We start from the raw sequence: 24,377 nt of genomic DNA, 5'->3' as shown, positions 1-24,377 counted from the left end.
CTAATGTAACCGATTGTAAAAAATATTTTTTTAATTTCTTGGTTTTTTTCTGCCCAATCAGCTTGATCAATCCAGGTCTCCTTTATTGAAACCCTATCTTTTTCAGTCCTTTATGGCTTATTTTTATCACTTCCAAAGGCTTTTTGTCCCAAGTCATATCTTGTTCAACAAAGTAGTTTTCCATACCCGAAGCATTTTTTTTCTTCAAAATTCTACTAAAATCGATGGTTCCTTCGCCAACTGGGGCAAATTTACCCTCTTTGTCCATATCCTTCACATGCCATAGTTTGAATCTACCCGGGTACTTTTCAAAATAAGCGACCGGATCGGCCCCTGCCCGGGTTACCCAATATAAATCCATCTGAAAGTTTACATAGTCGGGGTCGGTATTCTCCAAAAGATAGTCGATAGGTACAACCCCATCTTCATTCTCCTTATACTCAAAATCGTGGTTGTGGTACAATAATTTTAAGCCGACCTCCTCACACTTCTTACCAACGGTGGTCAAAATAGTGGCGAGATCCTCAACAGATCCATCCATTCCCATGGTCATGCTTTCACGGTCAAAGGTAAACATGCCCATTGGCGGAACAGGAATGGTAAAATACGTAAAACCAGCCGCCTTGGCATCCGCAATCTGTTGGTCCACATTTTCCATAGTCACTCCTCCCATGTGCGTGCTTACAGGCGTTAAACCAACACGGTCCAAGTAGGTTTTAAATGCTTGAGGTTCCATACCGTAAAATTTCCCATGGTCGTAACCTGCAGCTTCAATATAGGCATATCCGGCATCAGCCACTTTCTGTAATGTTGCTTTAGCATCTTCCCCCATATCGTCCCTAACCGTATAAAGGGCCAATCCACCAAAATTATCTTGTGCATAACTTGGCGCTGCAGATAGAACAATCGCAATTATGAGCAGTATGATTCGATTCTTGTGTACCATAACAATATTCAGTTTGTTTATTAAAATTCTTATACAATATAGGGCAATACACATAATATTTTTAAAAGATATTGTGATTTTATGCTTGATGAATACCTTCCTGCTGACCAGAATAAGTATAGATACCATTTTGTATGTGAAAAGAATGGGTTATCTTATTCATCCAAAGCCAACTAAGATGACCAAAAAACTTTTTTTTGTCTGTAGTGCAACCTTGCTTTTATTTTCCTGCCTACAGAACAATAAAACAAACCACAAAATTCAAGTAACTTTTGACCAAGCGGCAAGTGAGCTAAGCAAAGATGGCCGCTTACTTCTAATGCTTTCAACGGACGATAGCAAGGAACCACGTTTTCAAATTAATGATGGGTTAAACTCACAACTCATTTTTGGGATGAACGTAGAGGGTATGGAACCCGATGAAACCTTCACTTTTGATGAATCCATATTTGGGTACCCCTACCCAAGTTTATCCGATGTCCCACCTGGAGAATACAATGTGCAGGCGCTATTGCACGTGTATGAAACTTTCAATTTAAGTACAGGTCACACGGTAAAACTGCCCATGGACAATGGGGAGGGCCAACATTGGAATACCTCTCCCGGAAACCTGTATAGTAAACCTTTTAAAATTACGGTTAGAGAAAACGGTATCGAAAATATTTCCGTTGTAATGGATCAGGAAATCCCCCCGATTCCCGAGCCGGAAGACACCGATTGGATAAAACATATCAAAATAAAATCCGAAAAATTATCGGAATTCTACGGGAGGGATATGTATCTGGGTGCACATGTACTTTTGCCCAAAGGGTTTAATGAACACCCAGAGGCCAAATATCCGTTAATGGTTTTCCATGGACATTTTCCAAAGGATTTTGGCGGATTTAGGACCACCCCGCCCGACCCCAATTTAGAACCCGAATATTCTGCACGGTTTGATTTGGAAGGCTACAATATTATACAGCAACAAGAAGCCTATGATTTTTACAAAAGATGGAACGAGCCAGACTTTCCCCGCTTCTTGATCATTGAAATTCAACACCCCACCCCCTATTATGATGACTCCTACGCGGTAAATTCAGCCAGTCAAGGCCCCTATGGCGATGCCATTACCTATGAACTCATACCATATATCGAAAAAGAGTTCAGGGGTATGGGAGAAGGTTGGTCACGATTTTTGTACGGAGGTTCCACTGGTGGTTGGGAGGCTCTCGCGGTCCAAGTAAAATACCCGGATGAATATAACGGTTGTTTTGCTGCCTGTCCCGACCCCATAGATTTTAGAGCGTATTGCCTCACCAATATTTATGAGGATGACAATGCGTATTACTACGACTCGGCACATAAACAACTGGAGGTACCTTCCCATAGGGATTATCTGGGCGACATTCAATCCACCTTAAAACAAGGCAATCATTTGGAACTGGTGCTTGGCGACAAATCCCGATCTGGGCAACAATGGGATATTTGGGAAGCTACCTATTCCCCTCAAGGGGAAGATGGTTATCCGGTAAGGATCTGGGATAAAATGACCGGGGATATTGACCACGAAGTTGCCGAGTATTGGAAAGAAAACTATGATCTAAGACACATACTGGAACGCGATTGGGAAAAACTGGGCCCTAAGCTTAAAGGCAAAATACATATTTATTGCGGCGATATGGACAATTACTATTTAAACAACGCCGTCTATCTCATGGAAGATTTTCTTGAGAACACCACAGAGCCCTATTATGATGGCGAAGTGCTGTATGGAGACCGCGCTGAGCATTGTTGGAACGGCGACCCTAATGAGCCCAACGCCATTAGCCGTTTACGATACAACTCCATGTATGTACCAAAAATTATGAAACGGATTGCAGAAAGTGCTCCGCAAGGCGCCGATTTGAGAAGTTGGAGATACCCATAAATCCTCTAATTTGAAATTAGTGGCCGGTTAGTTTGGGGGCTAACCACAACCATCCCGAACACAATAAGAAAATCAGATAAAACCAAATAGTGGAAATGGGTCGTATTTCGCTGTTAGTTTCAGTATCGATTGAATTAAATGTCTTTTTGGTATCGAACTCACGCATATTGGCCTGTACTTTTTTTGCTTTTGATATTGATTTGTACTGATCATGGCTATAGACATAATAGGAATGTGGTTCCAATGAATCATTTGTTGCCTTAAGTACGTTCCATCCTACTTCTCGTGGATAATGGGTGCCTGTCCATTTACTTGGTAGCAGTAAATCTTGCAGCAAAGGTATGCGAGCCCTGTTTTCCGTAACAACTTCAATACCTTCGATTCCAGTCCGCACTTTAAAATTATATGGTTGATCAATTCTTGGTGTCGTAGTAAGAGCAGTCCATTGTAAGGGTTTATCCTTCCTTTTTGATACGTCGTTTACAAATTGGGACCATAACTCACCATACAATTCCGATTGTCCATTCAATATTAACCTATATGTATTTTTTAACAAGCTAGTACCCAACTTTCCTTTTTGGATAGCTACATAAGCGCCCACGGAGGTTGAATCGATCTTTATTGGATGTGTACGAATATCCAACTGAAATTCAAACGGATACTTTTTTAGTACAGTGGAGGACTCTCCTAAAACAATTTCTTCTTGATAATTGCTCGTAAATAGAAAAGGACTTTGTGGGCTAGTTAACGAAAAAGTCTTGTCGTTTGGTTGAACAAATACACCTGTTCCATATTTTTCGAGATATTCCTTCATTGATCTGCGTGCCTTCGAACCAAGGCCCAAATAGGATTCAGTATCTAATATCAATAAGTCATAATTCTTATACACCTGCTCGGAAAGCCGATATACCGGATTGGTCGCTCCGTTAAAATATTCGAATTTATATTTTCCTTTGGTAAGCTGTGTTCTGGCCACAACTTGATGCCCTTTTTCTGCCAAAAAGTTTTTGAGGTATTTTGTTTCAAAAGTGGGAAACGCATTCACGATCAGTACTTTTAAGGGGTGGCCCTCCAGTACTTGGACAGGAATTGGTTCTTCGGATAAAATGTTGTTGGATCGATCCTTTTCTACAAGTCGATATTCATACCTACCACTTGCCTTTGGCCGCGCCGATAGTCTGATATTCTGCTCGTCCACATCTTTAAATAATATAGAATCCAATGGGTTACCACCATTATCCGTCAATATGGCCCAATGCCCATCTGTAGGGCTTCTATATTTGGCATGCACATACAATAGTTCTCCCAACTGAATTTTATCATCAAAGGAGATTTTCGTCCATCCATAAATCGGCTGCCCTCCTAAAAAAGTAACTGACTTTTCTTTGAGTTGCCATAGATCAAAATTTTCCAGACCATTGCCCAACACGAACAAGGTATCCAGTTCTTTTGTTATTGAGAGGGTTCTTCCTTCGGTATAATCTTCGGTCCTTATTCTTTTATATATTGATTTAAGGCTGTCCAATTGGGCGGGACGATACTCCTGCGTTAATATGATGCCCTTTCCTTTAGTAGCGTTTTGCCATGTACCGGGCTTTAAGTATATAAGAACAAGCCCCGCTACCGCAAAAAAAGAGATAATTACATTTATCCAAAGTTTTGATTTTTTGGGCTGCTCCCATTCCTTCCAAATAAAAATGCCCCATAAAAAGGCTCCCAATATTACGGTTGGCCAAAAATACTGCTGATTTAAAAATACCACTCCATCACTCATAAATACTCAGTTCTTTTAAAAATAAAAGATCGATTTCATCTTGGAACCTTGGTGTCTTCATTGGAATTTTTTCCACTTCCGGAAGTACTGAAAGTAGTTCGGTCTGCACCTCTTTAAATTTTATTATGGTCCGGTTGTCCACTTTTTCCAAATCACGAAGCCCTCTCAATACCTTAAGATATTTTACAGGTTCCGAAATTGCTTTCCGGGCCAACTCGTTCCCAGCTTCTTTAAAACTAATATTGTGAGTTTCATCAAAAGTTGTTTTGTTATGAATGAGCTCCTCCAATCGAGCTATCGCTTTTCGTGTTGATGCAAATGTTGGGCGATAGGTAAACTCTTCACGTTTATCAAAGTTTTTTATTTCATCAATATCCCCACTTAGTCTACTTTCTTCTTTAATGGGTGGAGGATCGAACCCGATACGGTGTACATAGATCCGTGCACTGTTTTTAATATCCTGAATTATTTTTAATGCTTTGTACTGATGCGGTAGAGATTTTTCAGGTTCATAAAGCCTTAAGTATAATTCGGCATCCCACATAATACTGAGGGCACTTCGGAGTTTGGCCTTTAAGGACTTTTCGAAAAGGGTAGATGCTTCCGGGTCACCATGATCGTGGACATATTCGTGTAGCGGGTCATTGGCAACCTCTTGGTCTTCATGGTCGTGATCGTGATCATGGTCTTGCCGGTCAACTAGATTATGCTCGTTTTCACTATCATGTTTATGGGTGTATTCGTCCAATAGACCCTCCTCACTTTCTTCGTGATCGTGATCATCGTCGTGGTCGTTCTCTTCGTGGGATACTTGTCCAGCAGCAGCTTGCATTTCTGTTTCGTCGCCCATAAACTGCCCATACTTTAAACGAAGTTGTTTTTGATCGAAACCCAATTCATTGCTCCTGAACTTGAATTCTTTTTCCGTTACTTTGGATTGTTCGGCAATCAATTTTTCTGTATCGATGATCAATTGTCTTTGACTCCTAAAATAATCTGGCATTAAGTCCGCCCCCAAGTTGCCTTCCACGGCAAATACATCGGTTACCGTATCGCGGATTACCGCGAAAAACGTTTCACTGCGTGCTACATTGGCTTTAGGCGCTTTTTGATCAACAGCTTCTACATAAAAGTACAGTTCATCTCCTGGATCCATTTTAAGGTCATCCAAATCCAACGATTTGTCAAGTTGATTCAGTTTTTTCCCTTTTACCAACGTATGATCAAAACTTAATTTTTCTTCACGAAACTTCACCGATTCACCAGATCCTTTGCTAACAGTCGCTATTATGTAAGCGTCCTGTATTCCAAAATCATCCGTTATACTGGCATTGAATTGTATTTGTTTTTCGTCTTTGAATTCGAAGTAACTGTAATTGTCCAATCCTTTCAATTCGATTACTGGAGGCTCATCTTTGAATATTTCCAACGAATACAGGTCACTGATATGCTCGTTTCCCTGTTCATCTTTGAACATGAAACTGTAAAATCCGGATGTTTCCAGAATCTTTGTCAACCGGTACGATTCTTGAGCTTTTGTAAAACCGATGTTCTCGCCCATCAAATCCATTTCAACTTCTTCAACACTCCTATCAAATTCCAAGCTCCAATTTACTCTGGACCCCTCAACTGCTTTAATATTGGGGACCGATGTGTATTGGGTTTCTTCACCCGTATAACTTGGGTATTGGATAGAAATACTGGTTCGGGTAAGTTCAGGAATTGGTTGTAATGCATCCGAACTATCCTTGGGAACAAAACTTATTATGTTTTTCTTGGTATCGCTTTTTTGAGTATATCCATTGATCGATTGTAGAGCACTGTTTCCAAGTAAGCCCAGAACTAGTAGCCCCAACATGATCATAGTAGCCCTGTTCCATTGGTTTGGTGGCCTTAATTTGGTTAAAACTGGCTCTAATTGCGCAATTACTCTATGCTTTTGTAGTTTGGACAAACCAGAAAGTTCGTTAGCCGGCATCAGCAAAAGTCCGCTACTAAAACCAGCTTGGACCACATGGGCATCTATATATGCCACAGTCCTTTCCGCATTCACTCTCCATGGTTTAAACAGTGGTATTAAAACCGAAATGGTGACTAGGAACCCTAGAATCCCAAAACCTACTTTTTGGGTCAAAATAAATATGCATCCCCCCGATCCGATAGCATAGAGCAACACCTCCACATAAATGGACTGCTGCCATCGCTTCTGAAACCGTAAAATAGCATTGGCTCCTGTCATTGCTTTTTAATTTTGGATAATGCTCGTTCCAAACAGATCAAGCCAACTAACAACCAAAACAACCAATGGGACACATCCACCAACATGGCTTTTTCCTTTTTGTGAATTGGAGCCTTATAGTTCGGTGCAAACTGAGATTCATCCAGTTGCCTATTGTCCAGTGCTGTAATCCGTTGGGCAAAATAGTGGTCCAAATCTAAAATATTGAGCAATTGTTCGGTAAAATGCTCCTCTACCGTTCTTTTGGTGTCCAACCTAGCTGTTAAGTAAAAGAGGTTTTTATGTGCACTAGGCTCGATCAATGATTTTGCCAGTGTACTTTGGTTAAAAACCAACCATTTGCCTTCTAGAGGATACCGTGGCTCTTGACCTAAGAATATGTTCATATCTCCGTTTCCGACGTTGGAAATACTCTCTATTTCCCTAATCGATATTTCCCAGTTCAAGTAAATGGACAATGCCTTTAATGAAGCTTTAATATATTGTACTTCTCTTTTAAAATCTTCTTCGGCATACAAGTTTATTGCAAGAGAAGGTTGCTCCAACATGGGAACAATGGTCCGGTATTCGTCTGGCAACACCAAGCTATCACCAGAGGCACTAATGGTATATCCTTGGCCTACTTTTTGTTTTTGTAGTTGAGTAACCATTCCATTGCCTACAGTGCTAAAAAGGAAAATATCTTCTTTATTTTTAGTTGCGACAACGTTATTTTTTACAAATTCTTCCTGCTCGAATACTATCCAATGAATTTTTTTACCTGTGTTTGGTCGTTTGGAACGAAATCCTTTGGAAAGAGCTTTGGTGAATACGACTAAACTATCCGAACGCAACGAATCCAATCGTTGTGCCAATTGCCAATAATTGGGAGTCTCATGTTCCGCTCGGTAATCCGCATCCAAATCCCATTCCGGAAATCCGTTGGCAAACAACCTTACGGATTCATCTTCTTGTAAACTATCCAAAATTGTGGTCAAAGTGGGCTCGTTGGCCAGCGAAGGCTCCACAAAATAGGTAACCTGTTGTTGATTGCCCTTGGTACGCCATTGTGAGCCCGCCATCAACAATACGATAAGTGCCAAAATCAGCATACGCAACAGCAGGAGCAACCATTCGTTCAATTGAAGGCTGCTGGATTGGCGCGAATTGGATTCGTCCAACAACTGCACACTCCCGATTTTAATGGTCTTTGCCTCCTTTTTGCTCCACAAATGAATGGCCAAGGGGACCAAAAGTCCCAAAAGTGCCCAGAGATATGTTGGATTCGCAAAAACCATTTACACCAATCGAATACGTTCCTTTAAAAATAATTGGAGGGCATCACCCAAATCATCGTCCATGCGGAACAGATGATAGTGTACCCCTTGCGAGAGCAATTGCTCTTTGGTCTGTCTTATTTTGTTGTCCAATGCCTTCAAATACCCAACTTTGGCCTTGTTGACATCCACCTTGACCTTGGTCCCGGTTTCCAAATCCTCAAAAGTGACGGATTTGTTGTAATCGAAATCCATTTCACGACCCGACATAATTTGAATTACCACGACCTCGTTGTGCGCGGTTTTCAGGTTTTTGACAAAATCGGAGAGCTCGGAAACATCCTCGTACATATCGGTCAAGAAAAAAACGAGTTCCTTTTCCCCTCTATTATGGATTTTTCTTGAGGCAACGGAAAACTCGGGCCATTTTCCTTTGGTGGATATACCCAACAATTCCAGCAGCAAACGGTTAAAATGCTTCCGGTCCGCCTTAGGATATATACTCACAAAATCATCTTCATTTAAGGCAAAAAGCCCGACAGAATCACCTTGCTTTTGTGCCAAATGGGAAAGACAAGCAATCATGACGCGCGCAAATTCCAGTTTGGAAATGCCGTTCTCCTCGTGTGCCATGGAATCACTGGCATCCACGATAAACTTAACGGTGACGTGGCTTTCCACTTCTGATTGTTTAATGTAGTAGCGGCCTGATCTGGCCAACATTTTCCAATCCAGCAACCGTAAATCATCGCCAGGCTCATAACCCCTATATTGACTGAACTCCATGCCAGGACCCACGCTCTTGCTACGGTGCAGACCGGAGGTAAAACCTTCCACCACAATGCGGGAAATCAGGCTGAGGCCCGATACCGTATTGATGACATCCGGTTTTAATAGGTCGTGGTAGTCCCTTGTTGCCATTATTTGTCCTTTACTTGAACGGTTTTAAGTATTTCCTGAGTCACTGTGTCCGAAGTGATACCTTCTGCCTCTGCCCTAAAATTGACCAGTACCCGGTGTCTCAACACGGGTAAGGCAACGGTTTGTAGGTCCTCCAGAGTTACGGCCAATTTACCGTTTAAGAGGGCATTGGCCTTGGCGGTCAAGATCATGGCTTGACCTGCACGTGGGCCTGCTCCCCAATCGACCCACTTTTTCACGTAGTCCACCGAAGTGGTGTCGGGCCGGGTGGCGCGTATCACATCGCTTACATATTGAATCAATCCATCGCTGATAGAAACTTCACGGACCAACTGTTGCAACCTTACAATATCATCGCCAGATAACACTTTGTTCAATTGGGCTTTTTTGGTTCCGGTGGTTGCCTTTAAAATTTCAGTTTCTTCTTTATCTGTCGGGTAGCCAATTTTGATGTATAACAGAAACCTATCTTGTTGTGCCTCTGGCAATACAAAGGTCCCTGATTGCTCTATCGGGTTTTGGGTGGCCAAAATAAAAAATGGCCTGTCCAGTTTATAGGTTTTATCGCCATAGGTCACCTCGAACTCTTGCATGGCCTCCAAAAGTGCTGCCTGCGTTTTGGGTGGGGTCCGGTTGATCTCATCTGCCAAAATAATATTGGAGAAAATTGGTCCCTTGTTGAACTTGAAGAATTTTTTGCCCGTGGTATGGTCCTCTTCCAATATTTCTGTTCCGATGATATCCGAGGGCATTAGGTCTGGAGTAAACTGTATCCGTTTGAATTTTAGGTCAATCGCATCCGAAAGGGTCCTTATCATCAATGTTTTTGCCAATCCGGGGACACCTTCCAGCAGGGCATGGCCACCTGCCAAAAAGGTGGTCAGCAGCTGGGAAACGGTCTCTTCCTGCCCTATGATCACCTTTCCAATTTCCTTTTTCAGGGCTTTCAGTTTTTCCGAGAGCCCTTCTACTTCACTTGCAATTTGTTGTAGTTCTTTATCCAAATTCGTTTAGTTAAGAGGTTAAAGCATATAACACAATATTCACCCCGAATCGGGTATTGTCTATTTTGTACCAGCGTTTGTTCCGAAAGTCGTAATCCCATTCGCAGCCATAATCCTTATTGCTATAGAGAACACCGATCCGTCCGTTGACCACAATTGCTTTTAGGTAATCGTGGACAAGGTCGTCTCCCCAACCGTTCAGTTCTTGGGAAGTTGTGGGTGGACCATCCTCAAACTCAAAGAATATGGTATAAATTTCGTGATCATTGGGAATTTTCCGCAACTCACCCGGACCGAATATTTCTTCCATTTGACGCTCAAATGATTTGGCAAATAGACCGTCGATATCGTGATTGCAATCATCAGCAAATACAAAACCGCCATTCTGGACATATTTTTCAAAATTTTCGCGCTCCTTTTTGGTAAACTGAACCAATTTATGACCAGATATATAACAAAACGGACTTTTGAATATTTCGTCACTGGCAAGGGTTATGATTTTCTCCTGGGTATCCACTTTTAATGTGGTGTACTCCACCAAAGAGTTCAATAAATTGGAAGGCATGCGTTGATCAACGTCCCAATCACCTGATTCGTACTGCAATCGTGTAAAAAAGAATTCGTTATCCAATGACATATGGATTGTAGGCTTCAAAAAATAAAAACTGGTGGTCATATCCTTATTGACCACCAGCTTTATCATTACATTTGGTTATACTGCATCCGAAAGACTGGTGAAGGTAAAGTCACGAATCTTCATGTAGGGTATTAAATTTCCGTTTATCCTTACTTGTTGTCCAAGTGATTCCAAATTATTGAGCATAATTATCGGACTCTCATTGAATCGAAAGTTTTTCACTGGAAACTTGATTTGTCCATTTTCGATGTAAAATGTTCCGTCCCTGGTCAAACCGGTATATAATAAAGTCTGTGGGTCAACACTACGGATATACCAAAACCGGGTTACAAGAATTCCTTTTTTGGTTCCTTTGATCATGTCTTCTAGGGTTTCATCTCCTCCTTCCATTATTGCGTTGCTTGCAAAAGGAACTGGATCTACGCCTTTTTGCTCTGCCCAATAGCGGTCGTAGGCCAAATTTTTAACAACACCGTTCTCCAACCATGTTGTTTTCTTTAACGGCTGACCTGCACCGTTCCAAGTGGAAGTCGGCACATCTGGATGTAACGGATCGGACCATATGTTAACTCTTTCGTCCACAATTTTTTGCCCCAATTTATTTCCACCATCCGCTGCAGACATAAAACTGCGGCCTTCATCAGCAGATCTTGCGTTAAAAGATCTGAACATGTTTTGTAACAGACCTGATGATGCGGCAGGCTCCAAAATAACCGTGTATTTACCCGGCTCAATTGCCTGTGCCTCCCTGGACATAACAGCTTTATCTATAGCGGTTTTTGATGCTTCGGCAGGATCGAACTTAGAAATATCGTTGTAGTCCCGTGTTACCCAACCTGACCCAGTACCATCATTGGTTCTCATGGTTACGGTAAAGTCCACGTTGGTCGATTGGTTATATGCGAACAGACCATTGGAATTGATCATGGCCGAAAACGACTCTGAATCATCCAAAAAGCCTGCTGCCGTTACATCTTGTGCCGAGGCAGGCACAATACTCTTGTTCGCCACTTCCGCTCTATATTCCGGAGTTACATTGGCCGTGGCTTCTTTATAAGTAATGGCCTTATCGTATTCTTGAGGCCCTAACGGAGGCATAAATTCTGGGTTCTCAGGCGACAATCTCGCCAATTCTTCAGCTCTTCTTACCACTTTTTCCAAAGATGCATCATCAAATTCGTCTATGGTTGCCGTACCTACCTTTTTTCCAAAGCTGGATTGCACTACCAAACTTTGGCTTGACCTATAGCCTGCTGTCGATACCGTATTTCTAGCATATCGAATATTTCCGCTGTTACTTCCACTTAGGTTTATTTCGCAAGCGTCGGCCTTGGAAAAACTCAATGCTTTTTCCAAAATATTTTTTGCTTCTAGTTCTGTATATATTGCCATTGTCTTAATCTTTAATTCAAATACACCTTAAATGGTTCTTCCTGTGTTAATAACATTGATCCCGTTAAACCTTGATGTAGAACTGCCATGCGAGACCGCACTGATTTGCGAAGGTTGTCCTTTTCCATCGAAAAACGAACCAAACATCCTATAATCGTCCTTATCACAAATTTTCACACAAGAATTCCAAAACTCCTGGGTATTCGATTGATATGCTACATCATCCAACATTCCTACAATTTCACCATTCTTTATTTCGTAGAACAATGTTCCTCCAAATTGGAAGTTGTAGCGCTGCTGGTCAATGGAATATGATCCACGGCCCAAAATATAAATTCCTTTCTCCACATCTTTGATCATATCCTGTAAGGAATACTTCTCGGTTCCTGGCTCCAAAGACACATTCGGCATGCGCTGAAACTGAACATCTTCCCAACTTTGTGCATAACAGCAGCCATGCGATTCGTTTTGAGCGATCATATGTACTTGATCTCGAATGGCTTGATAGTTTACCAGAACACCATTTCTTATCAAGTCCCATTTTTTGGTCTGTACACCTTCATCATCGTATCCAACAGCTCCCAAAGATCCCTCTTGGGTCTTGTCGGCAACAATGTTTACAATATCACTACCATATTTAAAGTTCTTGGTTTTCCATTTGTCCATGGTTGCAAAACTGGTTCCTGCATAATTGGCCTCATAGCCCAGAACACGGTCCAGCTCCAAGGGATGCCCCACAGATTCGTGGATTGTCAGACCTAGATGGTTGGGTTCGAGTACCAGATCGTATTTACCGGCTTCAACCGATTTTGCTGTCAGCTTTTGTTTGGCCTGCTTTGCAGCCATGGTAGCATCTTCAACAATATCGTAGCTTTTACTGTACAGTTTTATGCCTTCCGGACCTGAAAGTTTTTCTGATCCTAGACCGTCCATATACTCATAGCCCATTCCCATTGGGGCACTCAATGCTTGGCGGGATTTAAATTTACCGGCCGAACGGTCGATTGCGGTAACATTGAACGTTGGCCAAATTCGATGTACATCTTGATCTATGTACGACCCATCCGTTGAGGCAAAATACTTTTGCTCATTAACCATGAACAAAGCGGAGTTGACAAAGTTGGCGCCATTTTCCATAGCGGCAGCGTTTGCGCTCAAAAGCAAGTCGACTTTTTCGGATATGGGCACCTCTTTAAAATCTTTTTTGATCGGGGTTTTCCAAGAAACCTCGCCATGGGACTGTACTGGAGCCAATACAACTGGTTCCTTTTGGATTTTTGAATTGGCCTTCGCAATTGCAACTGCATGTTGCGTTGCTATTTTAATGCCATCCTCGGTAACATCGTTGGTGGAAGAAAATCCCCAGGTACCATTGGCAATGACCCGAATTCCAATCCCGAAGGATTCTGTATTGACTACATTTTGCACTTTATCTTCCCTAGTAAAAACATATTGATTTAAATATCTTCCTATCCGGGCATCGGCATAAGTAGCTCCCATGGATTTTGCCGTATTTAGGGCAACATCCGCCATTTTCTTTTTTAGGACAATGTCCATACCTGGTTCCAGCAATGCCTCGGCGGAAATAGAATTTCCCATTAGGAGCGAAGGCATCATCATTGCCCCTGCCCCCATACCGGCATACTGCATAAAGTTTCTTCTTTTCATTTGTTAGTTATTTGATTTTATTTTTGAGTTTATCCGTTGAGTTGTTATCGTTAAAAATCAATACCCTTTTTGCTCAAGAACATCTTAAATTTAAGTAGCCCCCTATTGGCACTATGTTAATTTTAACCTAAAATCAACAAAACTGGAATTTATTTAACAAGTCCATTTCATCAATCGGTGTTTAAGATATAAAATTCTTGCACTCTTTTGGAATCGGTTCTCTGTAAATTTAATTTTGGATATGGAGATTTAGTTGTACAAGCGAAAATGAATAACCATTATTCGGTACTTATTACCTTAGTTTTACTATTGTCCTCAATATATCGTACAATCAAAACTTTGCCAGAGGATAATGTTTTTACACTTCTTTATAAAATTTAATAACTGGCCATAATTATCGACCCAATACTTTACAACCCTAATTACCGAAGTAAATAGGTGCTATGTAACAAACGTTACTTCCCAATATCATACCATAAACTATTTTTATCACATATTAAATAATAATAAACATAATCTATATTACTATGGAAAATTCCTATTTAGAAAATCAAAAAGTAAATCAGATGCCACGAATTGGCGATTTGCACCGGATTTTGAAGCTGTTACAACCAAGGGTAAAATAAAATTTTCCGAATTTGCGAAGGATAAATGGGTAGTAATGTTCTCACATCCAGCAGATTTTACCCCTGTTTGCACCACTGAGTTGAGTGGTTTCGCTCTAAGAAAGGGCGATTTTGACGCATTGAATACCGAACTTATCGGATTAAGTATAGATAGTATCCACGCCCATTTGGGATGGGTACAAAATGTTAGGGAAAACACCGGCGTATATTTCGATTTCCCAATTATTGCGGATTTGGACATGAAGGTTTCCAAATTGTACGGCATGCTGCAACCTAACGAAAGTGAAACTGCCGCTGTACGAGCTGTATTTTTTATAGATCCTTCCAAAAAAATTAGATTGATCATGTACTACCCTTTAAACGTCGGTAGAAATATGGCCGAAATACTGCGTGCACTAGAGGCACTTCAAACGGCGGACAAGCATAAGGTCGCCATGCCTTTGGATTGGAAAAAAGGAGATAAAGTTATAGTTTCTCCTCCCAAGACCTTGGATGAATTGAACGAGAGAATTGCAGATGATTCCTTGGAAAAGGTAGATTGGTACCTTGCCAAGAGAAGCATATAAAAAAATAATCATGGGATGCCCTAAAAAGGGCATCCTAAAATCTCAAATTATGGAAATAAAACAGTTTGAATATAAGCCTTTAGCCCACTATTCCTATGCAATTGTGGACAATGGTGAAGTGGCCGTTATAGATCCAGAAAGGAACCCTATGCAGTATTATGCATTTGCACAAGAACATAATGCAAAAATAGTCGCTGTAATTGAAACCCATCCTCATGCAGACTTTGTGAGCTCCCATGTACAAATAGCAAAGGAAACAGGGGCCTCCATATATCACAGCAAAGATTTGGGTGCCGATTATGCCTTTAAACCTTTTGATGAAGGACACCGCTTAATGATCGGCAGTATTAAAGTTTCGGCATTGAATACGCCTGGGCATTCTCCAGATAGTATTACCATTGTTGCGGAAAAAGACGGAAAAACAGCTTTGTTTACAGGGGACACCCTTTTTATTGGTGATGTCGGTCGACCCGATTTGCGCGAAAAAGCGGGCAACATGACAGCAAAACGTCAAGAACTTGCCGAAATGATGTACCATACCATCCAAAACAAGTTTAAGAATCTGCCCGATGAAGCCTTGGTCTATCCCGCACATGGTGCCGGTTCTCTATGCGGCAAAAACTTAAGCTCCGACAACAGTAGTACCCTGGGCAACGAAAGAATGGGAAACTGGGCCTTTAAATCACAATCCAAGGATGAATTTGTGGATACGCTTTTGGACAGCCAACCCTTTATACCCTCTTACTTCGGCTTTAATGTGGATGTGAACCGAAGAGGCCCTGAAAATTTAAGAACATCAATATCCAAAGTGCCTTTTCGTTTAAACTATGGCACTGATGGTTTAATTATTGATGTGAGGGACGAAGTCCAATTTAAAAAAGGGCATTTACCGGGCAGCATCAATATTATGGCAACTTCAGAAGACTCTAAATTTGAAACATGGCTAGGGGCAATTGTTCAGCCCGAAGAACCTTTTAGCCTTGTTGTTGAAAATCCGGAGGACCTCGAAAATATACTGCAACGGGTAGCAAAGATCGGATACGAAAAACAGCTGAATTTGGTTTTGACAATGGACAAAGACAAAAGTGTTGGGAGTAAACGATTGAATTTGTCCGATTTTAAGACCCATCCAGATAAATACACCATTGTGGACATCCGAAACCAAAGTGAAATTGAGGAGGGCAAGTATTTTGAAAAAGCTATTGCAATACCCTTGAACGATTTAAGGAAATCAATTTCCAAAATACCCTTGGACAAACCTATAATTGTTCACTGCGCAGGAGGGTACCGTAGCGCCGCAGGAAGCAGTATAATAGCTAAGGAAAATCAAAAAGTGCCCGTTTACGACCTTGGCGAAAGCATTAAGGATTTTATTTGATCTTATGACCCCTTCTTAAAAGAAGGGGTCATAAATGTTTATCTCAATTTTGCGAACGAAAGACGCGCACCCACCATTACTTTTGCTAACTTGTCGGTGGTTTACAAATTGTATCCAATACAAAGATGCTCGTTCCCATTCTTATTACACTTTATGTAATCATCTCCCTAACAATGGTGATCAGCCTTTTGCTGAACGGTGTACGCCCCAGTAAAACGCTGGCTTGGCTTTTGGCCATATTTACCATCCCAGTGGCAGGCGCACTACTTTATATTTTATTTGGCCGAAACCGACGGAAAAGCAAAATGTTCTCCCAAAAACATCAAACTGCTCCAAATGATCAATTTAAAAATGAAGATTGTCGTCCTGAGATCTCAGCAAACAAGGAAAAAATAACCTCTTTGATCAGCAATACCTCCAAATGCCCGGTTACCTGTTATAACCATTTAGAATTGCTCAAAGATGGAAGAAACACTTTCGAAAGCATTTTTAATGCCTTGGAGGAAGCCAAAGAGCATATTCATTTGCAATATTATATTTTCGAGGACGGTCTTTTGGCCGATAAATTATTGGAGGTTTTTGAAAGAAAGATAGCCGAAAATGTCACCATTCGCCTCCTTTATGATGGTATTGGCAGCTACTCCCTAAGCAAAAAGTATTTAAAAAAACTCAAGGGCATCGGGGTGGAGACGGCACAGTTCCTGCCTTTTAAATTTGGAAGATTCCTTTCTTCCCTTAACTATAGAAACCATAGAAAGATCATAGTGATCGATAATAAGATCGGGTTTACGGGGGGCATCAATATTTCCGACAAATATCTGAAAGGAGATCCCACTCTGGGCAAATGGCACGATACCCACTTAAAAATTGAAGGCGAAGCTGTGGATTACCTCAACCGCACTTTTGTAACCGATTGGTTTCTGGCAAGTGCAAAAAAAGTAGATCTGAATACATTAAAGATCCACCGGACGCAAAAAAAATGCACATCGCTCCAAATTGTTCCCAGTAGCCCCGACGACGATTTTGATGTTATGGAGCAAGTGTATTTTTCCATAATAAACAGTGCGGAAAAATACCTCTACATCGTTAATCCCTATATTATTCCCAACCACGCCATTTTACAAGCATTGATCACCGCAGCGCTCAGCGGGGTGGATGTAAAGATATTAATGTCCTCCAGTACCGATATCAAGTTGGTGGATTGGTGTGTGCGTGCCTATTTTGAATCTTATCTAAAGGCAGGCATAAAAATTTATCTGTACGAAGAAGGCTTTTTACATAGCAAGGTAATGTTGTGCGACGATGAGATTGCAAGCATTGGAACGGCCAATTTGGACAATAGGAGCCTGCAGCAGAATTATGAGGCACAAGTTTTTGTCTACGACAACGAGCTTTGCCGCAAAATGAAATCCGATTTTTTGTCGGATTGTGATAAGTCCACCCTCTTGTCCGATTACGAAAAATTTAAATCGCGCTCATGGGGCAAAAAACTGATCGAAGGTTTTGCCAAACTTTTAAGTCCGCTTCTATAAAGTGATTGTCTGAAACCCCAATTCGTTTTTACAGCTCCTGCCCTCTTCCCAACAATCCAAGTTATAAATGGTGGTTTCCGCAATGCGCTCAAGTGCCTCTTTGGTTGCAAATGCATGGTGAGGGGTCAATAACACATTTGGCATATCGATCAACTCTTTCAACAGCTCGTCGGCAATGCCCGATTTACCGTTATCCTTAAAAAAAATACCCCTTTCCTGTTCATAAACATCGGTTGCATACCCTCCAAGATTTCCATTTTTAAGGGCGGTTATAACATCATTGGTCTTTACGATCCCACCGCGAGCTGTGTTCACCAACAATGCCCTCTTTTTCATAACGGAGAACAGCGTTTTATTAAAAATATGGTGTGTTTCGTAGGTCAATGGCGTGTTGATACTGATTATATCCGATCTACGGCACAGTACTTCCAAGGGAACATACTCCACTTCGTAATGGTTTTCCAAATACTGGTTACGTTCTATATCGTTCACCAATACTTTACACCCGAAAGCATGAAAGATCTTTACTAAAATAGAGCCTATTCTACCTGTTCCAAAAATACCCACGGTTTTGCCAAAGATTTCAGTACCGATCAGATTGTCCAACATAAAATTATATTGGTGCACCTGGGCATTGGCCAAAATCAACTTCCGATTTATTGCCAAAGTAAGCCCCACGGCATGTTCCGCAATGGCATGTGGCGAATATTCCGGAGCATAAGCGATTTTGAGCCCAATCCGCTTGGCAGACTTAACGCTTACATTATTGTAGCCCGTAGATCGTAGTGTTATATATTTTACTCCCAGATCCTGAAGAATTTCCAGTACCACCAAAGAGGCATCATCATTGGAGAATATACAAATGGCATCGAAGCCAGCTGCCATTACCGCGGTCGTGGCATTGAGCGCTTCCGGCACAAACTTTAAGTTGTGTTTACCATCGTTCACTTTTTTTAAATGATCTATCTCAAAATCCTTGGCACTGTAAACAAGTACTTTCATGTTTTTTGGTCTAACTTGGGTTAATTGAGCAATCTTTTTTGTTTTTTGCGCTTGATAACATCGGACACGATATCAAAAATCCTGATCTTGGATTCCCTATATTTTATAATATAATCGGACACTTCCATGCCCAGATCGTTATGTGTGTCCAAATAGGCGGACTCCATTTTTTCTTGATTGACTTCGTCCACCATGATCTGAAGTTGGTTTTCGTGCAATTGTACTTTCTTGAGGAGTTCCACCAACTGCTTCTCCATTTTGTTCAAGTTTTCCACAACAGGCTGAACGGTCTTGAACATATCGGAATCTATAATATCCAAAGTATAATCTTTGACCATATGGTTCAAAAACTGTTGCTCGTCCGCGGCAAATTGCAATTCGGAGAACCATTCTTTGGATTCTTGGTGCAACTCATCTGCACTGAACCATTCCCTAAACTTTCTTTTAATAGGTTTTGCTTCCATTGTTTCCATACATTTAGCGGTAGATGAGAGAGCCCCATCTACCGCAATTTCAACTTATACTACTTCGATTACCTTTTTGTGACCATCCTTGGCTTCGTCCATTTTTAGGACATTAAGTTTTAGAATGCCATTTTTATACATTGCCTTCACATCTTTTGTCCGGTCGACGGAATTAGGCAATTGTAAACTTCTTTTAAACGCATTGTAGTTGAACTCCCTCCTGGTAAAATTTTCGTCCTCCTCGGTATCTTCTTTACTTTTTTGGGCAGACACTTCCAATACATCATCTTTCATAGTGATTTTGAAATCTTTTTTTTCGAATCCCGGTGCGGCAAATTCAATTTCAAAATCATCTTTGTGTTCCTTAACGTTCATTGATGGATGGTTTTTTTCTAGATTGAAAAAGTCATCGTCAAAAAACGTATCACGATTGAAAAAATCAATCAGTCGCTCATTCCATGGAAATCGTTTTCCATCCAACTTTACAAGTGACATAATTACATTTTTTAATGGTTAATGAACATGTAACAATCCGGCACAGACCAAAGGAGGTATACCCTTTTGATCATGCCAGCACTAGGGCTTCTTTTTCTTTAGTATAGATCCGGCATATTCGTAAACTTCCTTTTTTTGGTCAAGATAGGATTTAATATAGCCCGTGACATTTGCTTTCAGGTCCAGATGATTTTCGTAGTATTGACTATCGCTTTCTTCTTGTGTACATTCAAAAATACCGCCAAGTCTATTACCATGTATTTTGATGGATTCCAGTAGCGATGCCCTTTGCTGCTTTGAAGCGTTGAAAAGCTGTTTAAAGTTCTCCAACCGTTCAAACAGGTTGGGCGTTCTTGGTTCAAAAATGTAAGAATCAAGTAATTTTTGGATAAACACCATCTCGTCCCCGATAAACTGAATGTAAGATTTCCAGTTTTGAAGATCGTCTCGCATCACCTCTATTTTCCTCTCCCATGCCATTATCTTGGAGTTCGATTAAATTTTACCGTTGAAAATAGGGTTTAGCCCTTAGTTTTAAAATGATCTAAATCATTTTGCTCACTTTTATTTACCCTTAGGATATCGGTCGTCCAGACCAAAAGATTGTTTTACCAACGCTTTAAACTGGTTTTGGGACATACTATCCGTAGTTTTGGTCATCTTTATTTTGTTGGCCAAGCCAGGATGTTTCGTCTGCAAAGCCCCTACCAATTTTTCCGGTGTTTCGGCAGGACCAAATATGGCTATCTCGTCCGCATCGGAAATTTTTTCCGCAATCTTCTCAAAATAGTTTCTTAGTTGATGCTTTTCCTTTTCAAGGTATTTACTGTCCTGAACCACATCTTGCGGACCCCATTTGGTCTTGGATCGGGAACCGCCTCTTGGGTTAAAAAAATCGAGTTCCGATGGAATGGTAAAAAGACTTTCCTTCCCGTTTTCCAATACTACGCCGTTGGCTTCTTGTTTATCCAACCAAATTCCTATCTGTTTCATAGTTACAATTTTTTAGTTATCGTTAAGTTCCAATATGGGCACTTTGGGGTCGTACCCTATTTTTTTCACCAAAGGATTGGTAAGTATGCTTCCAAAAAATAAATGCTTTCTGTTCAAAAAGGCAATCATATCACATTTGTGCCTATCGACAAATGCGTTGATTCCATCACTGATCTTAGCTGCAGGCTCAAAGTGCATCTGGTGCGTTACCCCTTCCAGAATTTCTTGGAGCAATTCCTTATTGCCCTGCTCTTTCCTGTCCAGTTTACCGTCTTTGTCCTTATCAATGTGCAATACATGGATGGTAGCATTGAACAATTGTGCCAACTCAATTACATCTGCCATCTCTTTTTTCTTAAAAGGGGATTTATAATCGGTAGGAAAAACAATTTCCTTTGGTTCTTCGAACATATAATTATTGGGCACTGCAATTACGGGGCACTCCCTGATCCGTTCCATTACATTTACGGTATTGGTGCCGAATATCCGAGCCTTGGATTCGGTGATACCTTTGGTTCCCATGATGATCATATCGATATCTTTTTTATCCACAACATGTCTGATCGCCTCGGTAACACTGTTAAAGGTCGTTATGGTATGGAATTCGTGCTTATGGTTCTGTGGATGGAGTCTGACCATTTGCATTAGTCGCTCCATACCTGCTTCCGCTTCTTGTTTTGCAGCTTCGTAGTACGGTTCGCCTGTTTCCGGGACCCTCATGCTATCCAAGGTGTAGCTGGATATATGGAACGCATTGAGAATATAAAAGTCGCAGTGTACATTTCTATACAACTCCAGGGCGTACCTAATGGCGTTCAACGCATTTTTGGAATAATCGGTAGGCAACAAAATCCTTTTGTCCATACGTAATCTCATTTTCCTGAAATTTACTATGAACCAATAAGTTATGCCATGATTTTCGTCAACTTTAGCGGTTGGGCAAAATTAAAAAAGGGACTTTTAATTTGGTATTCAGTTCCTTTATGATGCCATTGCCTATAAACTCCAAAAAGAAGTGGTGCGGGTAGTACACCATGCAGAGCATATCTATTTTCCAGAGATCTACAAATTCCAAAATCGTGTTCACCTTACCATCGAAAATGGGCAACTCGACCTCTTTCCCACTTTTATGGGCAATCGCATTTAAAAATTGGGACCTGTTCTTTTCGGCAGTATCGTTCCCTTTATTTTCTTGAATGCGCATTGGCACAACAACACTATTCATCAATTCACTGAAAAAAATGATGGCCTTACTATTTTCTTCTGCAATAGGATAGGTATAATTGGATGTAAAAGCCAGTTTATCCACCTTTTTAAAATCGATTTCCAAGGGCACGATCAATACGGGACAATGGGTTATTTCTCGAACTAACTGCATGGCATTGTTCCCGAACAGAATATGTTTGACTTCTTCTTGTGCCTTGTTTCCAATTACGGTAAGGTCCACTTTGTTTGTTTTGGCATAATCAGCAATCCCTTCGGGTAAATCGGAGCATAGCGATATTTTTTTATAGTCATGGTTCGAATTCTCTCCTACATCCCTGATCAGCCGATGTACCAATGCATCCAATCCTTGGGCCGATTCCAATTGGGCCTCTTCCTTTTTTGGATCGTTCTTGGTACTGCACACATTTACAATATGAAATGTACTTTTCTTGTTCTTGAACAATTTAGCGGCATAGAACAGCGCATTGTAAGAATTGTTTGAAAAATCGGTAGGTACTAAAATCTGTAACATAATTTAATTATTGGTTATAGGGGAGAACCAAAAAAGGAACTCTGGCATGTAACCCTATATTTTTAATGATCGGTTCTATAAAAAGGCGTTCAATAAATGAGTGTTTGTTTTTCACCATGGCCAAAAGTTCGACCTGGGCCTTGTTCTGGAACCCATTGATGCCTTCTATCAGTTCTTGGTCCGGTAAATCGTAGAAAACAGTATTCTCTTCTAACAACATGCCCTGCAAATAGGTTTTGTTCTTTTCTTGATCGGCATCCAATCCGCTTGGCGATGATACATGTAAAACATGCAGTTTAGCATGCCATAGTTTGGAAAGTTTGAGTAAAAAATCAATATTGGCCTTATCGTAATCTACTTCAAAATCGGTTGGAAACAATATATTGTGTGCGGGTTTAAACTCAAAAAACGAGGGTATGGCAAGAATTGGAACACTAGTTCTCTGAATTACATGCACCGTATTGGAGCCAAATAAAATTTCCTTCGCTCCTGTTGCCCCTTGTGTACCCATTACCACAAAATCGATGTTCTCCTTATTGGTTATGGTTGCGATTTCATCTGCCAACGAATTAAAAGCAGCGTGGGTTACATACGTGTGGGTCGGTATATTGAACTGTGCCTTGATTTTTTGCCTTGTTTTTTCCAAAGCTTCTTCGGCTTTGTACTTTTCTGTATCGGGCAATCCCAATTGGCCGGGGCTGCCCAAAGTATAATCGGCCCTGTACACTGGTGGAGTATATGCATGTACCAGGTAAAAAATACAAGTAGACTTTTCCAACAGTTTTACTGCATAGGAAATGGCATGGAATGCATTATCTGAAAAATCGGTGGGCAATACAACTCTGAACATAGCTCAATTATTTAAAATCCCTTATCGTAACAAAGCTATTTAGCTAGTTTATTCTATACTATGATTTCCATCACCTATCACAAAAACTTGAGGATTATCGGTTTAGGTATCACATACAAAAACCAATCGAACGATTTAATTAAAACACTACTCGTGAATTACGTAAAATGGAATTTTGGTATGAAAACTTATTTGCTCCACTATGGAATCGAACAGAATCTGTTGTATAAAATTTAGGTTTTTGGCCACCATGATCATCATATCGACCTCCCTGCTCTCCGCAAAGCATTGTATGGCCGACTTTACCTTTTGATTGGTAATGGTATGAAAACTGTGCACCTTCGGAAAGGTCTCTTCCATAAAGTCCATAAGATATTCCTTATTTTTCTGTTGCTCTTCACTTAGGGTATCACCATATTTCAAGGCATTCATGATCCTTAGCTGCGCATTGCTGCACTGCACCATTTCCACCATGGGGTGCAAGATCTTTAAGGAATAAAATATATTAAAGTCCGTAGGGAAAGCTATTTCTCGGGGTTTGGACAAATCAACATGCTGCGGAACCACGAGAGTATTGCACTGCACTTTGGTAATAACATCGCCGGCATTGCTTCCCACCACTTTTTCCCGAACACCGGAAACACCTTTGGTACCCATTACAATAAGATGGATATCTTGTTCTTCCAGATGTTTTTTTATGATCGGAATAAAGAATCCGTACTCGTGCAAAGCGAAAAAAAAGTGATTGGCCTCAGTACTTTTTTTACGTTCCGCCCGTACCAGATCATTCAGTCGCCTTTTAGTATTTTTTCTGGTCTCGTCCGTTTTTTCTTGGAGCGATTCTGCATCAGCTTTGGTATCCAGTAGGGTGCCAACATATAACACGTAGAAATTGCATTCTAAACCGCTAAGCAGCACTTGGGCATACTTTAATGCCTGAATGGAATTTTCCGAAAAATCCGTGGGGACCAGAATATTCTTCATTTG

General features: G+C 40.9%; 21 protein-coding genes and 1 pseudogene. 4 read left to right on the top strand and 18 right to left on the bottom strand.

The window, feature by feature from the left end; translation table 11 throughout:
• Positions 1-82: 82 nt before the first annotated feature.
• Complete coding sequence (locus ABTP35_RS13995) at positions 83-946, bottom strand: sugar phosphate isomerase/epimerase (RefSeq protein WP_293295529.1); 864 nt, start codon at positions 944-946, stop codon at positions 83-85.
• A 178-nt stretch (positions 947-1,124) separates the two neighbouring features.
• On the opposite strand from ABTP35_RS13995, the gene ABTP35_RS13990 reads away from it, so the two are divergent.
• The gene (locus ABTP35_RS13990; protein WP_293295531.1) at positions 1,125-2,855 is read left to right on the top strand and encodes an alpha/beta hydrolase-fold protein; all 1,731 of its coding nucleotides are present in this window, start codon (positions 1,125-1,127) and stop codon (positions 2,853-2,855) included.
• A gap of 16 nt (positions 2,856-2,871) precedes the next feature.
• Here ABTP35_RS13990 and ABTP35_RS13985 read toward each other — a convergent pair whose 3' ends face one another.
• From ABTP35_RS13985 to ABTP35_RS13950, 8 genes are all read right to left on the bottom strand, one after another.
• Complete coding sequence (locus ABTP35_RS13985; RefSeq protein WP_293295532.1) at positions 2,872-4,629, bottom strand: hypothetical protein; 1,758 nt, start codon at positions 4,627-4,629, stop codon at positions 2,872-2,874.
• Entirely contained in the window at positions 4,622-6,868 is a 2,247-nt protein-coding gene (locus tag ABTP35_RS13980; RefSeq protein ID WP_293295534.1) for a tryptophan-rich sensory protein, read from the bottom strand. The genes ABTP35_RS13985 and ABTP35_RS13980 overlap by 8 nt, the downstream gene beginning before the upstream one ends.
• On the bottom strand, positions 6,865-8,145 hold the full coding sequence (locus tag ABTP35_RS13975) for a BatA domain-containing protein (RefSeq protein ID WP_293295536.1): 1,281 nt from the start codon (positions 8,143-8,145) through the stop codon (positions 6,865-6,867). Before ABTP35_RS13975 ends, ABTP35_RS13980 begins: the two co-directional genes overlap by 4 nt.
• Entirely contained in the window at positions 8,146-9,045 is a 900-nt protein-coding gene (locus ABTP35_RS13970) for a DUF58 domain-containing protein (RefSeq protein WP_293295538.1), read from the bottom strand.
• Positions 9,045-10,049: a MoxR family ATPase gene (locus tag ABTP35_RS13965; RefSeq protein ID WP_293295540.1), complete on the bottom strand. Its 1,005-nt coding sequence runs from the start codon at positions 10,047-10,049 to the stop codon at positions 9,045-9,047. Before ABTP35_RS13965 ends, ABTP35_RS13970 begins: the two co-directional genes overlap by 1 nt.
• A gap of 10 nt (positions 10,050-10,059) precedes the next feature.
• Positions 10,060-10,680: a DUF4159 domain-containing protein gene (locus ABTP35_RS13960; RefSeq protein ID WP_293299199.1), complete on the bottom strand. Its 621-nt coding sequence runs from the start codon at positions 10,678-10,680 to the stop codon at positions 10,060-10,062.
• Positions 10,681-10,761: 81 nt separating this feature from the next.
• Positions 10,762-12,078: a TldD/PmbA family protein gene (locus ABTP35_RS13955; protein WP_293295542.1), complete on the bottom strand. Its 1,317-nt coding sequence runs from the start codon at positions 12,076-12,078 to the stop codon at positions 10,762-10,764.
• 27 nt (positions 12,079-12,105) lie between these two features.
• Positions 12,106-13,746 (bottom strand): TldD/PmbA family protein, encoded by a 1,641-nt coding sequence (locus tag ABTP35_RS13950; protein ID WP_293295544.1) that lies wholly within the window; start codon positions 13,744-13,746, stop codon positions 12,106-12,108.
• 527 nt (positions 13,747-14,273) lie between these two features.
• On the opposite strand from ABTP35_RS13950, the pseudogene ABTP35_RS13945 reads away from it, so the two are divergent.
• The 3 genes and pseudogenes from ABTP35_RS13945 (at position 14,274) to cls (ending at position 17,848) form a co-directional block, all read left to right on the top strand.
• A pseudogene (locus ABTP35_RS13945) lies at positions 14,274-14,938 on the top strand (peroxiredoxin).
• 49 nt (positions 14,939-14,987) lie between these two features.
• Complete coding sequence (locus ABTP35_RS13940; RefSeq protein WP_293299201.1) at positions 14,988-16,316, top strand: rhodanese-like domain-containing protein; 1,329 nt, start codon at positions 14,988-14,990, stop codon at positions 16,314-16,316.
• Positions 16,317-16,441: 125 nt separating this feature from the next.
• A complete protein-coding gene (gene cls, locus ABTP35_RS13935) occupies positions 16,442-17,848 on the top strand; it encodes a cardiolipin synthase (protein WP_293295546.1) in 1,407 nt (468 codons plus the stop codon).
• Here the strand turns inward: cls and ABTP35_RS13930 are convergent.
• From ABTP35_RS13930 to ABTP35_RS13890, 9 genes are all read right to left on the bottom strand, one after another.
• Complete coding sequence (locus ABTP35_RS13930; RefSeq protein WP_293295548.1) at positions 17,843-18,850, bottom strand: 2-hydroxyacid dehydrogenase; 1,008 nt, start codon at positions 18,848-18,850, stop codon at positions 17,843-17,845. The genes cls and ABTP35_RS13930 overlap by 6 nt on opposite strands.
• A gap of 20 nt (positions 18,851-18,870) precedes the next feature.
• Positions 18,871-19,323, bottom strand: coding sequence for a hypothetical protein (locus ABTP35_RS13925; protein ID WP_293295550.1), 453 nt, complete (start codon positions 19,321-19,323; stop codon positions 18,871-18,873).
• Positions 19,324-19,368: 45 nt separating this feature from the next.
• On the bottom strand, positions 19,369-19,809 hold the full coding sequence (locus tag ABTP35_RS13920) for an Hsp20/alpha crystallin family protein (protein ID WP_293295551.1): 441 nt from the start codon (positions 19,807-19,809) through the stop codon (positions 19,369-19,371).
• 81 nt (positions 19,810-19,890) lie between these two features.
• Positions 19,891-20,289 carry a hypothetical protein gene (locus ABTP35_RS13915; RefSeq protein WP_224834885.1) on the bottom strand — a complete coding sequence of 133 codons (399 nt, stop codon included), beginning with the start codon at positions 20,287-20,289 and terminating at the stop codon, positions 19,891-19,893.
• 84 nt (positions 20,290-20,373) lie between these two features.
• The gene (locus tag ABTP35_RS13910; RefSeq protein WP_224834886.1) at positions 20,374-20,802 is read right to left on the bottom strand and encodes a hypothetical protein; all 429 of its coding nucleotides are present in this window, start codon (positions 20,800-20,802) and stop codon (positions 20,374-20,376) included.
• 12 nt (positions 20,803-20,814) lie between these two features.
• Positions 20,815-21,678 carry a universal stress protein gene (locus tag ABTP35_RS13905; RefSeq protein ID WP_375334259.1) on the bottom strand — a complete coding sequence of 288 codons (864 nt, stop codon included), beginning with the start codon at positions 21,676-21,678 and terminating at the stop codon, positions 20,815-20,817.
• 52 nt (positions 21,679-21,730) lie between these two features.
• Positions 21,731-22,540, bottom strand: a complete 810-nt coding sequence (locus ABTP35_RS13900; RefSeq protein ID WP_293295555.1) for a universal stress protein — start codon at positions 22,538-22,540, stop codon at positions 21,731-21,733.
• 7 nt (positions 22,541-22,547) lie between these two features.
• Entirely contained in the window at positions 22,548-23,390 is an 843-nt protein-coding gene (locus tag ABTP35_RS13895; RefSeq protein WP_293295557.1) for a universal stress protein, read from the bottom strand.
• 147 nt (positions 23,391-23,537) lie between these two features.
• Positions 23,538-24,374 (bottom strand): universal stress protein, encoded by an 837-nt coding sequence (locus tag ABTP35_RS13890; protein ID WP_293295559.1) that lies wholly within the window; start codon positions 24,372-24,374, stop codon positions 23,538-23,540.
• Between the last annotated feature and the right edge of the window lie 3 nt (positions 24,375-24,377).

Source organism: Flagellimonas alginilytica (assembly GCF_042134605.1).
GTDB lineage: Bacteria > Bacteroidota > Bacteroidia > Flavobacteriales > Flavobacteriaceae > Flagellimonas > Flagellimonas alginolytica.
This window is presented reverse-complemented; position numbering and strand designations above follow the sequence as displayed.

Coding starts and splice junctions, on each gene's coding strand:
- ABTP35_RS13990 (WP_293295531.1), top strand. CDS start 1,125: ATGACCAAAAAACTTTTTTTTGTCTGTAGTGCAACCTTGCTTTTATTT.
- ABTP35_RS13975 (WP_293295536.1), bottom strand. CDS start 8,145: ATGGTTTTTGCGAATCCAACATATCTCTGGGCACTTTTGGGACTTTTG.
- ABTP35_RS13915 (WP_224834885.1), bottom strand. CDS start 20,289: ATGGCATGGGAGAGGAAAATAGAGGTGATGCGAGACGATCTTCAAAAC.
- ABTP35_RS13995 (WP_293295529.1), bottom strand. CDS start 946: ATGGTACACAAGAATCGAATCATACTGCTCATAATTGCGATTGTTCTA.
- ABTP35_RS13955 (WP_293295542.1), bottom strand. CDS start 12,078: ATGGCAATATATACAGAACTAGAAGCAAAAAATATTTTGGAAAAAGCA.
- ABTP35_RS13905 (WP_375334259.1), bottom strand. CDS start 21,678: ATGAGATTACGTATGGACAAAAGGATTTTGTTGCCTACCGATTATTCC.
- ABTP35_RS13895 (WP_293295557.1), bottom strand. CDS start 23,390: ATGTTCAGAGTTGTATTGCCCACCGATTTTTCAGATAATGCATTCCAT.
- ABTP35_RS13925 (WP_293295550.1), bottom strand. CDS start 19,323: ATGGAAACAATGGAAGCAAAACCTATTAAAAGAAAGTTTAGGGAATGG.
- ABTP35_RS13985 (WP_293295532.1), bottom strand. CDS start 4,629: ATGAGTGATGGAGTGGTATTTTTAAATCAGCAGTATTTTTGGCCAACC.
- ABTP35_RS13950 (WP_293295544.1), bottom strand. CDS start 13,746: ATGAAAAGAAGAAACTTTATGCAGTATGCCGGTATGGGGGCAGGGGCA.
- ABTP35_RS13910 (WP_224834886.1), bottom strand. CDS start 20,802: ATGAAACAGATAGGAATTTGGTTGGATAAACAAGAAGCCAACGGCGTA.
- ABTP35_RS13980 (WP_293295534.1), bottom strand. CDS start 6,868: ATGACAGGAGCCAATGCTATTTTACGGTTTCAGAAGCGATGGCAGCAG.
- ABTP35_RS13920 (WP_293295551.1), bottom strand. CDS start 19,809: ATGTCACTTGTAAAGTTGGATGGAAAACGATTTCCATGGAATGAGCGA.
- ABTP35_RS13900 (WP_293295555.1), bottom strand. CDS start 22,540: ATGTTACAGATTTTAGTACCTACCGATTTTTCAAACAATTCTTACAAT.
- ABTP35_RS13940 (WP_293299201.1), top strand. CDS start 14,988: ATGGAAATAAAACAGTTTGAATATAAGCCTTTAGCCCACTATTCCTAT.
- ABTP35_RS13930 (WP_293295548.1), bottom strand. CDS start 18,850: ATGAAAGTACTTGTTTACAGTGCCAAGGATTTTGAGATAGATCATTTA.
- cls (WP_293295546.1), top strand. CDS start 16,442: ATGCTCGTTCCCATTCTTATTACACTTTATGTAATCATCTCCCTAACA.
- ABTP35_RS13890 (WP_293295559.1), bottom strand. CDS start 24,374: ATGAAGAATATTCTGGTCCCCACGGATTTTTCGGAAAATTCCATTCAG.
- ABTP35_RS13970 (WP_293295538.1), bottom strand. CDS start 9,045: ATGGCAACAAGGGACTACCACGACCTATTAAAACCGGATGTCATCAAT.